General features: G+C 61.3%; 9 protein-coding genes and 2 pseudogenes. 4 read left to right on the top strand and 7 right to left on the bottom strand.

Annotated features, from left to right (window positions below):
- Positions 1-2: 2 nt before the first annotated feature.
- Positions 3-671, top strand: a pseudogene (locus G5358_RS10725) (HAD-IA family hydrolase).
- A 209-nt stretch (positions 672-880) separates the two neighbouring features.
- Here the strand turns inward: G5358_RS10725 and dcuC are convergent.
- From dcuC to G5358_RS10740, 3 genes are read right to left on the bottom strand one after another with little or no spacing between them, the layout of a single operon-like run.
- Complete coding sequence (gene dcuC / locus G5358_RS10730; protein WP_041209981.1) at positions 881-2242, bottom strand: C4-dicarboxylate transporter DcuC; 1362 nt, start codon at positions 2240-2242, stop codon at positions 881-883.
- Positions 2243-2296: 54 nt separating this feature from the next.
- Positions 2297-3214 carry a ribonucleoside hydrolase RihC gene (gene rihC / locus G5358_RS10735; protein WP_323064993.1) on the bottom strand — a complete coding sequence of 306 codons (918 nt, stop codon included), beginning with the start codon at positions 3212-3214 and terminating at the stop codon, positions 2297-2299.
- Between the two features lie 16 nt (positions 3215-3230).
- Entirely contained in the window at positions 3231-5030 is a 1800-nt protein-coding gene (locus G5358_RS10740; protein WP_421324071.1) for an adenine deaminase, read from the bottom strand.
- A 135-nt stretch (positions 5031-5165) separates the two neighbouring features.
- Between G5358_RS10740 and G5358_RS10745 the strand changes: the two genes are divergently transcribed.
- Positions 5166-6104 (top strand): LysR family transcriptional regulator, encoded by a 939-nt coding sequence (locus G5358_RS10745; protein ID WP_216953035.1) that lies wholly within the window; start codon positions 5166-5168, stop codon positions 6102-6104.
- A gap of 178 nt (positions 6105-6282) precedes the next feature.
- Here the strand turns inward: G5358_RS10745 and G5358_RS10750 are convergent, their stop codons facing one another.
- Positions 6283-6885: a nitroreductase family protein gene (locus tag G5358_RS10750; protein WP_216953036.1), complete on the bottom strand. Its 603-nt coding sequence runs from the start codon at positions 6883-6885 to the stop codon at positions 6283-6285.
- 273 nt (positions 6886-7158) lie between these two features.
- On the opposite strand from G5358_RS10750, the gene G5358_RS10755 reads away from it, so the two are divergent.
- Positions 7159-8694, top strand: a complete 1536-nt coding sequence (locus G5358_RS10755; protein ID WP_216978190.1) for a sensor domain-containing diguanylate cyclase — start codon at positions 7159-7161, stop codon at positions 8692-8694.
- 247 nt (positions 8695-8941) lie between these two features.
- Positions 8942-9415, top strand: a complete 474-nt coding sequence (locus G5358_RS10760; RefSeq protein ID WP_421324072.1) for a YMGG-like glycine zipper-containing protein — start codon at positions 8942-8944, stop codon at positions 9413-9415.
- Positions 9416-9511: 96 nt separating this feature from the next.
- Here G5358_RS10760 and G5358_RS10765 read toward each other — a convergent pair whose 3' ends face one another.
- From G5358_RS10765 to G5358_RS10775, 3 genes and pseudogenes are all read right to left on the bottom strand, one after another.
- Positions 9512-10468 carry a D-2-hydroxyacid dehydrogenase gene (locus G5358_RS10765; protein WP_005362328.1) on the bottom strand — a complete coding sequence of 319 codons (957 nt, stop codon included), beginning with the start codon at positions 10466-10468 and terminating at the stop codon, positions 9512-9514.
- Between the two features lie 145 nt (positions 10469-10613).
- Positions 10614-11378, bottom strand: coding sequence for a DUF3530 family protein (locus tag G5358_RS10770; RefSeq protein ID WP_005354060.1), 765 nt, complete (start codon positions 11376-11378; stop codon positions 10614-10616).
- A 134-nt stretch (positions 11379-11512) separates the two neighbouring features.
- Positions 11513-11761 (bottom strand): annotated as a pseudogene (locus tag G5358_RS10775) (elongation factor P); the annotation flags it as partial.

An 11761-nucleotide genomic window follows, 5' to 3' on the forward strand; every position in this document is an offset into this window, starting at 1 on the left:
GCATGAACACGATCTCCCTGTCGGTATCCGCCCTGCTGCTCGATATGGATGGCACCCTGGTCTGCTCGACCGGCGATGTGGAGCAGGTATGGCAGCTCTGGTGTCGTGAACATCTGCTCGATCCCGAGCCGGTGTTGGCGATGTGTCACGGTATGCGTTCGCGCGAGGTGATCCGGTCGCTGGCTCCGCAACTGGATGTGGAGCGATAGGTCGCGCGGCTTGATGAGTTGGAGATGCTGCATACCGGCGGCGACGCCATCGCAGGAGCTGGCGAGTTGCTGCGCCACCTGCCGCCACAGCATTGGGCCATCGTGACCTCCGCTGGTGAGCGGGTTGCCCGCCATCGCCTGAATTGTGCCGGTTTGCCGCTGCCTAACGTGTTGGTGGGAGCCGAAGCGGTGGTCAATGGCAAACCCGATCCCGAGCCCTATCTGCTGGGCGCTGTACGGCTTGGCGTGCCACCCGCTCGCTGTCTGGTATTTGAGGATGCCCCGGCCGGTATTGAGAGCGCCCTGCGTGCAGGCTGCGCCGTGGTACAGGTGGGGGGCGATGCACCGCTCAACCCTGCGGTGGTGGCGGTGATCCGCGACTGGCGCGAGGTGAGAGTGGTGTCAGGGAAAGGCGAGTCCTTGCTGGTGATGCTGTCGATGCAGGGCGCCAACCAAGAATGACGGCACGAGAGCTCTGGGAGTTGAATTAGGGGGCTGAGCCTGATGGCTGGCGGTCAGTTACTCAGGCGTATGTGGCTCTTGGTCGCAAAAGTTATAGACGATCCCCACCGATTATCTTCCGGGCGTTTACATGCAGTGGGTTCACTTTCAACCGGAGGTAAAAAACCGTCTGCAGGCGACCGGATTGATCGCCTGCAGATGGAGCTGGTTTAGCTGAACAGCAGGTAGGAGAGGGTCATGCAGCAGATGATGCCCGAGATGATGGGCACCGAGGTGCGCTTGATGATCTCGATGGGATTGCTGCCGGTGATCGAGGCGATGACGATGATCACCGCGGCGACCGGCGACATGGATCGGATCAGGTTGGCAGTGAGCTGCATCGGCAGGGCCACCGCGACACTGTTGACGCCGACCTTCTCAGTGATCTCGGGAATGATGTTGATAAAGGAGTAGAAGACTGCCAGCCCACTGCCGCTGATAAAGCCGATCAGCGCCGCCGTACCGGAGAAGAAGAACATCAAGATGGAGCCGACGCCGTCGATGTGTTTCACGCTATCGACCAGGGTATCGATGATGCCGATGGCTTTCAGTCCCTCCACCAGCATGCTGGCCGCCACGATGAGCGAGACCACCTGAGCCAGACCTGTGCCCATGCCGGTAAAGAAGATGGCGAACTCCTTGCTGGTCTCCTTGATATTGCCTTTGCGCAGCAGCTCCACCCCTATGGTGAGCAGCAGGCAGACGAAGGTGATCTCCACCAGCCCGAGGGAGATATGGGTGAAGCAGATACCGAACAGCAGTACCAGCACCAGTGGCAGCACCGGAAAGAGGCCGTAGTAGGCGGGCGGCAAGCCGGTCGGAACGGCGAGCGACTCCTCTTTTTCCTCCAGTCCGCCGCGCGCCTGCTGGCGCTTGTCCATCGCCTTTTGCCAGAAGTAGTGCACTACTGCCATCAACGCCAGCGTTGGCAGCGAGATGGGGGCGTGGTAGGAGACGATGTACTCCACCAGCGGGATGCCCAGCTTCTGGGCGGCCAGCACGTTATCGGCCCCCAGCGGGCTGGGCATGATGGTGGCAGTGGTGGCAATGACGGCCCCCGCGGTAAGGGAGGACATGTTCGACGCCTTGAGCACCGGATAGAGGGTCGCCATCAGCAACACCGCCAGACTGGCAGCGCTCGGTACAACCAACGAGAGCAGGTTGCCCAGCAGGAAAATCACCGGCACCAGCAGGTAGGGGGAGCGGATACGGCTCAAGGGGCGGGTCAGCAGCATGACGGTGACGTCGTTGGCGCCGATGTGGCTCATGTAGCTGGAGAAGCCGAACAGCACCATGATGGTGAGACCGACATTGCCCATCTGGCTGATGAAGATCTGCTTGATCTGGACGAAGGGATCAAGCCAGCTGAGGCCGCTGCTCTGCGCCGCAGGCAGCAGGGGGTGGCCGAGTCCGACGGCGGCAAACATCAGCAGCAGTCCGGCGCCAAACAGCACTATCTTGGCATCGTAGTTTTTGGCGATGAGATAGCCGCAGATGACCAGGATCAGGGTGCTGACAAGTATTTCCAGCATGTTTCCAACACTCTCTTCTTGATGTGAATGGGCCAGCGAGCTGGCGGTTCGGGATCAGATGGCGCGGGCAAGGGTCTCCATGCACCAGGCCCTGAATCCGGGCACGTCGATATCGAGGCATACCTCGGCATTGGGCGCTCGCTTGAGCCGGTTGTTGATATCCACCGAGGTGGTGCCGAGGGTGTGTTCACCCCGGGTCTCGATAGCCACATGGCAGGCCCGGGTGATAAAGAGATCGGGGCGCACCAGATAGGCGATGGCGCAGAGATCGTGCATCTTGAGCCCGGTCTGCATGCTGCCGCCGCGATAGTGGCCGAACAGGGCGTGGAGCATGGCGCCGGTGCGGTTGAGGGCGGGCAGCGCCGCAATCATCTCGCCGGTCAGGGTGGCCCGGCTGGTGACATCGAGTCCGCACATCACGATGGGCAGGCCGCTGCTGAAGACGATGTGGGCCGCCTCGGGATCCACGTAGATATTGAACTCGGCATTGGGGGTGTGGTTGCCCCGACCGGCCGAGCCGCCCATCAGCACGATCCGCGCGATCTTCTCCCGACACTCGGGGTGCAGGGTGAGCAGCAGGGCGATATTGGTCAGCGGCCCGATTGGCACCAGCGTCATGGGTTGTTCGCTGGCGAGCAGGGTGGCCTTCATGGCTTCGACGGCATGCTCTGGCAGCGGCTGTTGCCCGGGCTCGGCAAACTCGTAACCATCGAGGCCGGAGTGGCCGTGGATATGGCTGGCATTGTCGAGGGGGCGCACGAGGGGTTGGCTGGCCCCCTGTGCCACCGGCACCTCTTTGCCGAAAAAGTGCAGCAGGCGCAGGGCGTTGCGGGTGGTCTTGCTGACATCGACGTTGCCGGCGACCGTGGTGATGAGCGCCGGCTCGATCCCGGGATGAAACAGGGCGGCGGCGATGGCAACGGCATCGTCGATGCCGGGGTCGGTGTCCAGAATAATGGCGACAGGGTTCACGCTGTTCTCCTCGAGGTTAATCGGCTTGGCTGGCATCGTGGGGCCAGCAGCAGATGAAGGGATCGACAATCTCGCGGGTCAGGCCATCGGTGAGGCCGAGATCGGTCAGATGGGGCCCCGCATTGCAGGCAAGACAGGTTCCTTCGATGGCCTTGAAGACCCGGTAGGGGGGCTCCCACTCCACCACCTTGCCGCTCACTTCGCGCAGGGCGTGGAAGCTGGCGGCCAGCTCGCTGGCTGGCAGGTCGGAGAGCATGCCGGCGATGGGCATGGCAACGTGAGCCAGCACCTTACCCTGCTGAACGACCGCCATGCCGCCCCCGCTGGCGATCAGGGTATTGGCGGCCAGCATCATCTCTTGCGGGTCGCGCCCCAGCACCACCAGATTGTGGGAGTCGTGGGAGTAGCTGGTGGCGATGGCCCCTTGCAGTTCGCCCCACCCCTCCAGCAGTGCCAGCCGGGTGCCCGCCTGATGGCGGCCATGGCGGTGTTGCACCGAGATGAGGCTAAATCCCGCAGGCACGATGACCTGACCATCCCGAACCTCAACCTCGGTTTCACTCCACTGGGTGAAGCGAGCCCCCTTGATGGTCTTGAAGCGGGCACGACCCGCAGTCAGCCCGGGCACCCGGATGATGAACTCCTCCAGCGTGCGCAGGGGGATCTGCATGGTATCGCGCGGCGCCTGACAACCTGCGACAGGCTCGGAGGGGTTGAGAATGGCGCCATGGCGGGCGACCCGCTGGCCGCGGCTGTAGACCCAGATCGGGTTGAGATCGGTGAGGTTGTCGAACACCACCAGGTCGGCGCAGCGGCCGGCAGCAACCAGCCCCAGATCGTTGCGCTGCAGGCGGATGGCGGCATTGAGGGTGGCCATCCGCAGCACGTCGGGCACCGCCAGCCCCAGCTCTGCCAGCAGTTTGACCAGCGCAATCATGCCCCCTTTCTCCAGCAGCATGTCGGGCGGCACATCGTCGGTACAGAGGGTGATTTGGGAGGAGAGGTGGGGCAGCTGTTTCAGCGCAGCGACGATCTCCGGCAGCAGGTAGGGGTGGGAGCCGCGCAGCTGGAGGGTGAGCCCGGCCCGCAGCTTCTCCAGCGCATCGGCAGCCGAGGTGAGTTCGTGATCCGAGCTGACTCCGGCAGCCAGATAGGCTTGCAGCCGGTGACCACACAAGCCCCGGGCGTGTCCCTCAATCAGGGCATTGCGCTGCAAACCGGCGTGCAGGATGCCGGTCATCCGCTCGCTGCCGCCCAGCACCCCCTGCATGTCCATCACCTCGGCGATCCCCGCCACCTCCGGCCACTCCAGCATGGTCGCCATCTCGGGGCCATGGAAGTCGGCGCCCGACATCTCGAGACCCGGCGTCGAGGGAACGCTGGAGGGGGCGGCGCAGATGACCCGCAGCGGCAGGTTGCGGCTGGCGTCGATGGCATAGCGCACCCCCGCCAGCCCGAGCACATTGGCCAGTTCGTGGGGATCCCAGAAGATGGTGGTGGTGCCCTGCGCGACCACCACATCGGCGTAGCGCTCCGGCGTCAGGTGGGAGCTCTCCACATGGACATGGCTGTCGATAAGACCGGGCGAGAGATAGGCGCCGGCCAGATCGTGGGTCTCGCGTGCCTGCTGGAAGGAGCCGACCGGATGGACGCTGGCAATCAGCGGGCCGACCAGCCCCACGTCGACGGGGCGGATCTCGCCGGTCACCATGTCGATCAGGTTGGCGTTGGTCAGCAGCAGATCGAAGGGGGCTTCGCCGAGGGCAGCCTGCACGGCGCGGCGGCGCAAGTTGAGGGATGCATCTTGTTCACACATGAAGGAGATGGCCTGACAAGGGGAATAATGGGCCCACTTTAGGGAGGGGATTGGTTCGTGCATAGCGCAAAGAATTTATAACTGGATAAGAAAGGGTTATGCTGCTGTAAACGTTTTTCTCCGGTTGTCGATTTCATGTCCGAACCCTGGCGCCGTCTGCCTGCGCTCTCTCTCAAGCAGATCCAGTATTTTGTCACGCTGGCCCAGCTGCGCCACTTCACCGAAACGGCCAATCAGATGGCCATCAGCCAGCCCGCCCTGAGCAGTGCCCTGCGCCAGATTGAATCTGTGCTTGGCGGTAAACTGTTTCACCGTACCGCGCAGGCGGTTACCCTGACCGAACAGGGGGAGGCGATCCTGCCCCACGCCAAGGGGCTGCTCAATGTAGCCCACGCCGCTTTTTCCGATATGCAGCAGGTGATGGTCGAAGGGGGCGATGGCACCCTGCGCATCGGTCTGATCCCGTCGGCCTGCACCCTGATGTTTCCGCTGGCGGCCGCCCGTCTGCAGCAGCAATTTCCGGGCTTGCGGGTCGAGTTTCAGGATCACACCAACGACGGTCTGTTGCAGGCGCTGGCCGAGGGGGCTCTGGATGCGGGAATTGGCGTGCTGGATGGCGAGTTGCCCGACTCGCTGGAGGTGACGCCGCTGCTGGACGATGCGCTGGTGGCGGTGATCAACCAGCAGGATCCGCTGGCAGGGGAAGAGGCCATCAGCTGGCATGAGCTGACCCGCCGCGACATCGCCCTTTTTGCCAGAGGCAACGTCAGCCGGCAGGTCAACGGACTGGCCCAGAGCCAGTTGCCCGGGCTCAAGCCCAGATACACCACAGATTATGTCGAGACGCTTTACGGCTTGGTGCGCTCAGGGTTGGCAGTTGCTATCCTGCCCGGACTCTATGCCGCGAACCTGCGCGATCCCCAGCTGAAAGTCGTGGCGCTGCACGAGCCAGTGCTGAGTCGAACCCTGGCGCTGATGTGGGCGAAAGGACTCTCCCGATCAACTCGCATCGACGAAGGGCGAGCCCTGCTGCGCGCCACCATTATCGAACAGCTAAGTAGTCAGCACGGCTGAGGCTGGCACGAGGTGAAGGTGGAACCTGGAGAGACATCCCTGCTGGTGACGCTGCCCGCCTGAGCTGTGGTGCGAGTGCGTGACGACCGCAGATTGCGGTATGAACCATCGCTATCCGAACTCTTGATGTCGCAATAAAAACGCCCCCGAGATGCGGGGGCGTTTTGCTATCTGGCCGTTATTTGAAAACGCGGAAACGGGTGGCATCGTCGATGAAGGTCTTGTCGCCGGCCGGTTGCTGGATGCTGCCAAAGGGCATCTGGGCACGCAGCAGCCAGCTGGCTGGCAGGTTCCACTCCTTGCGTACCGCCTCGTCGATGAGGGGGTTGTAGTGTTGCAGGGAGGCGCCGATCTTCTCCTGGGCCAGGGTGGTCCAGACCGCAAACTGGGCGATGCCGGTGGCATGTTCCGACCAGATGGGAAAGTTGTCTGCATAGAGGGCAAACTTTTGCTGCAGATCCTTGATGACGTCGGTGTCTTCGAAGAACAGCACAGTGCCGAAACCTGCGCGGAAGCTGCCATCCACCTTGGCCTCACTCTGGGCGTAGGCCTCCGGCGGCACGATCTTTTTCAGCTCGGCTTTGACGATATCCCACAGCTTATGGTGCTGGGCGCCAAACAGGATGACGGCGCGGGAGCTCTGGGAATTGAAGGAGGAGGGGCTGTGCCTGATGGCATCCTGGATCAGGGCCGTCAGTTGTTCCGGTGTATGGGACACCTGGCTGCCCAGGGCATAGATGGTACGACGTGCTTTGATCTGTTCGATAAACGGACTGCTCATAACATCTCCTTGTTCTGCTTGGCGTTGCAGCCGGTGATGGACGGTTTGTCCAGCGCCGGCCGCGTCAGGTATAGACTATAACACCCGCAATGCAGAGCGGGGTTAACCCGGGGTAACTAGCGTTTTTCCTGTCAGTTGATATTCGTTTGCGAACCTTGATGTTTTGTTAGTATTGGAAATGTCATTAAAGGGGCGTTGAAGTGATATTAATCAATGATTCACTCTCCTTTCTCTCGCACAATCCCGCTATGTTTTCCCCTGTTCGGATGTCATGTGAGCCGCTCGTATCTCAACAAGCGTTACTATGTGCTGGCCCCCCTCTCCGCACTGCTTGGCTTGTTGATCCTGATCGTGACTATCATCATGGCCATTGCCAGCTATCTGCGGGATATCGACATGACGGTATCCGGCTTCGGTCACATGGCTTCCTCCGTTGAGGCGTCCTTGATCCACGAGATGGTGAAGGTCAATGAGCGGCAACTGGCAGTGCTGGAGGGCTCCCTAGACAAGGAGAAGATAGCCCGCGGCGAGCCGGCCGACTCTCCCATCTGGGCTATTGCCCATCAGATCAAGCCCGGCAACCACTATATCTACTTTTACAACCTGAAAGCGGATCGCATCGACAGTTACCCGGAGTGGCTCGCGCCCCCAGGTTATAAGGCAGCGCTGCGCCCCTGGTATCAGGTGACCGCCATGCCGGGCGACGAGCCCGTCTGGTTTGGCCCCTACCCTGAATACAATACTCAGGAGCTGATTCTCAGCCTGATCAAACGGGTGAGGGATGAGCAGGGGCAGTTGCTGGGTCTGCTGATGGTTGACATGTCATTCGACTCGCTGCAGCAGGCGCTGCAGCGCACGGTCGGTAGTAATCAGGCGGCACTCTATCTGACCTTGCGTGACACTGATCAGCTGGTAGTGGGCAGCAATATGGATCTGCTGGCGGCCAACACCATCAAGCAGCATCAGAATCAGCAGTGGCTCGGCCTGGATGTGCTGTGGCATGGGACGTATATCAAGCGCGAGCTGGCGGATATTGGTTGGGATCTCAACATCTATCTGCCGCCAGTACTGTTTCGTGACAGCCTCTACGATGCGTTGCAGATGGTGGTTTTTCCACTGCTCTCTCTGTTTGCCATCTGGTGTTGCAGCCTGAGTCTGCTGGTGCGGATCTTCCGCCAGGAGCAGGAGCTGGTGTCGGGCTCATTGACCGGCATCGTGCGCGATCTGGAGCGTTCAGCGCCTGTCAGTGAGCCCAAGACCTGGTTCGTGAGGCGTAGCCTGAACGAGATCGATCAGGTCAGGGCCAGTTTTCTCAAGGGGCAGGATGCGCTGTTGCGGGATCCCCTGACCGGTATCATGAACCGACGAGCCTTCGAGCAGCACAAGGCGGCACTGGAGCAGAGGGGGGCGTGCTTCTGGCTGCTGCTGTTTGATGTCGATCACTTCAAGGGGATCAACGACAGCCAGGGCCATGCCTTCGGCGATCAGGTGCTGTGTCGGGTGGCCAACTGTCTTGCTGATGTGCTGGGGGTGAGTACGGTTTACCGGATAGGCGGGGATGAATTTGCCGCTCTGCTGCAACAGCCACAGGATGAGTTGGCGGAGAAACTCGGTTGTCTGCTTGAACTGGTGCGTCAGCAACAGTGGCGTGAACACCATGGGCCGATCACCCTGAGTGCTGGCGGCGCCTGCCATTCTCCTGCCGCCGGCCCTATCTTCGAGCGGGCTGATGCAGCCCTCTACCGCAGCAAGGAGGCTGGCCGTAACTGCTGGCACCTGGCTGAAGGGGTGGCAGGGGCCCTTGACTGACAGCTTTTGTCCCAGCGCGCTGACTATTCGACAGGACGCGGCTGCCAGGTTATCGGTCACTTTGTCGTGACTGTTTGGTTCAATGTTCATTTTCACGTTTTAATTCAATAGGTTGATTCTACTCTTCCTGTGTTGGCTGTGACTGTACTGCCATCGACTGTCGCATCCCTGTTTTCTGTTGGCTGGCGAACCTGATAGCTCTTTGTATAGTGCTGCTGATTATTAATCAGGTTTGACAGGAGTATCCATGGATATGAGTACGCGTGGCATCGGTGCTCTGGCTCTGCTGGGGGCGTTATTGCTGGGCAGCACTGCGGCCCACGGTTCGGAAACTCTCAACACCATTCTCGGTGGCGGGGCGGGCGGGGTGGCGGGCACCATGATCGGCAAGGAGCTGGGGGGAGATACCGGTGCGCTGGTAGGTGCGGCCATTGGCGGCGCAGCCGGTGGTGCGGCGACGGCCAACAAGGGCAACAAGAATGAAGCGGCCCTTGGCGGCGCGGTGGGGGCGCTGGGCGGTGCCGCCATCGGCAAGAGTGTCGGTGGTGATACCGGTCAGCTGATCGGCGCCGGGGTCGGCGGGGCGAGCGGTTCGGCCATCGGTGCCAAGACCGGCGATGGCCACAAGAGCCAGGATCGCTATTACGATGATGACGACGATCATCACCATCACAAGCACCACAAAAAGCACAAGAAGCACAGATGGCACGACGACGATTGATGTGCGCGCAGTGAGTGCGAAAGATGCAAAACGGGGCCTGTTGGCCCCGTTTTGCATGGTGTAGTCACTCGATTTTGCGGTTACTCGCTCGTGCGGTTACACCAGCCGGTGCTGGCGGCGACCGGCGGCAAAGGCGTTGATGTTGTCGATCAGCTGATCGGCGAGACGCTGCATCGACTCCTCGCTGGCCCAGGCCACATGAGGGGTCAGAATGAAGTGGGGGTATTGCAGCGCCTTCATCAAGGGATGGTCGGGGGGCGGGGGTTCGACGCTCGCCACATCGAAACCGGCGCCACCGAGGCGGCCGTTGGCCAACGCTTGCAGCAGCGCCTCCTCATCCACCAGTCCGCCACGGCCGACGTTGATCAGCAGGGCGCCCGGTTTCATCAGATCCAGCTCCCGCTCGCCAATGAGGTTGCGGGTGTAGGGGGTGAGCGGGCAGTGCAGGCTGATCACATCCGAACTTTGCAGCAACTCGTCGAGGGGTAGGCGATCCTCATCGTGACTGGCGCCGACCTGGCTCTGGGCGTAGCGTACCGTCATCCCCATGCCTTTGGCCCGCTCGCCAAGCGCCTGTCCGAGCGTCCCTTTGCCGATGATGCCAAGCTGCTTGCCGTGCAGATCCATGATGTTGTGGTCGAAAAAGCAGAACTGGCCGCTCTGTTGCCAGCGCCCCTCCAGCAGCGACTGGCGCCAGCAGAAGAGGTTGCGCGACAGGGCCAGCATCAGCGCCATGGCATGCTCCGGCACCGAGGGGCCCGAGTAATTGCGGATATTGCACACCCCGACGTTGGCGGCGCGGCACGCTTCCAGATCCACGTTGTCACTGCCGGTGGCGGCCAGGGCGATGAGTTTGAGCTCAGGCAGCTGGGCCAGTTCGGCGGCGCCGATCCGTACTTTGTTGATGATAGCGATGCTGGCATCTTTGAGCCGTTCCACCACCTGTTCCGGGGTAGTACTTGGATAGCTCTGCCAGTGGTGGGGGAAGTCGGGGTGATGCAGGGTGATGCCCGCATCCAGGGTATCGCTGTCGAGAAACACAATCTGCTGCATGGGCCTTCCTGCCATTGTTCAGGTTCGAGAGGCCATGATGCCAAAGAGGATGCAGTCAGGGCCAGCCCGCCGCCGTGGCAGGGTTGGGCTTTATCCGGCAGATGTGAGCTGGCGCGCGCTTTATTGCGCCACGGTGACGGCTGGTTTAGAGCCAGCCCAGATGGTTGAGCCAGCCCTGAATGCGGGTGGGGGTTTCCTCCAGCTCCATCAGGGCATAGGGGCGATAGTTGAGCTTGTTGCTGCGCCGGCTCTCGCTTTTGCGGGCCTCGGCGGCTAGCAGGGGCCAGCGACCGCCATCCTCCTGATAGAGATCGAGTGTGGGGATGGCTGCTTGAGCCACCTGTTTGGCCAGGGTCTGGTTGCTCTGTTGGTTGGGGAAGAAGCCATCGAGCAGCACCAGCGCGTCGGGGGCGGGCAACTGTTCGCTGGCGATGAGGTTGGCTGTCCAGGCGGCGCCGGTACCTTGCGCCAGGATCAGCTTGAAGCCCCCCTCCTGCAGCTTGGCATCCGCCAGCTTGCTGATCCGCTCGGCAAACTGCTTGCGAAATGCATCGCTGTTTTTCGCTTTTTTCTCGGCGGCTGGGTCCAGTTCGGTCTGCTGGGGGGAGGGGAGCAGCAGCAGGGTATCAAAGCCCAGTCGACCAAGGGCGCGAGTCAGTTGCCAGAGCTGGCCGCTGCGCTGCCAGTCGGGTAGTAAAATGGCGAGCCCCAGATAGTTTTCACTGTCGTGTTTGGCGAACAGCACTGTCTGCTTGTCGATTTGGGTAGCATCGGGCAACCCTTTCCAGTCGCTGGCTTGCCAATGGTCGAGGGGCATAGGTTCGGCAACGGGGGGCGCAACCTCACTCGCCTCTGCCCCATGGCCAGCCAGCAAGGTCAATAACAGCAGTGATAAGGATAATCTGGCCATAGTGTGCTCCCCCGGTTATCTGGGTTAGCGGCGGCGGCGGGATTTTCTGAAGGTGGGCGGTGTGATGGCAACCCGGAGGCAATAAAAAAGCGAGCCGTTGGCTCGCTTTTTTGCAATCAATTCAAAGCGGTCAATTAGTTGACGCGACGCTTGAATTCGCCGGTGCGGGTATCGATTTCGATCTTGTCACCGATCTCTACGAAAGCGGCAACAGCCAGCTCGTAGGTAGTGCCTTTCAGACGGGCAGGCTTGGTCACTTTACCGGAGGTGTCGCCACGGGCAGCCGGCTCGGTGTACTCAACTTCGCGCACGATGGTGGTCGGCAGTTCTACGGAGATGGCTTTCTCGTTGTAGAAAGTCACTTCGCAGATGTCTTCCATGCC

This window comes from Aeromonas sp. 604176, from assembly GCF_049170755.1.
In the GTDB taxonomy this organism is placed as follows: domain Bacteria; phylum Pseudomonadota; class Gammaproteobacteria; order Enterobacterales; family Aeromonadaceae; genus Aeromonas; species Aeromonas veronii_A.

Bases quoted from the DNA above. Each gene is read 5' to 3' on its own strand.
- G5358_RS10770 (WP_005354060.1), bottom strand. From the start codon at position 11,378: ATGGCCAGATTATCCTTATCACTGCTGTTATTGACCTTGCTGGCTGGC.
- dcuC (WP_041209981.1), bottom strand. From the start codon at position 2,242: ATGCTGGAAATACTTGTCAGCACCCTGATCCTGGTCATCTGCGGCTAT.
- G5358_RS10765 (WP_005362328.1), bottom strand. From the start codon at position 10,468: ATGCAGCAGATTGTGTTTCTCGACAGCGATACCCTGGATGCGGGCATC.
- G5358_RS10745 (WP_216953035.1), top strand. From the start codon at position 5,166: ATGTCCGAACCCTGGCGCCGTCTGCCTGCGCTCTCTCTCAAGCAGATC.
- G5358_RS10750 (WP_216953036.1), bottom strand. From the start codon at position 6,885: ATGAGCAGTCCGTTTATCGAACAGATCAAAGCACGTCGTACCATCTAT.
- G5358_RS10740 (WP_421324071.1), bottom strand. From the start codon at position 5,030: ATGTGTGAACAAGATGCATCCCTCAACTTGCGCCGCCGCGCCGTGCAG.
- G5358_RS10760 (WP_421324072.1), top strand. From the start codon at position 8,942: ATGGATATGAGTACGCGTGGCATCGGTGCTCTGGCTCTGCTGGGGGCG.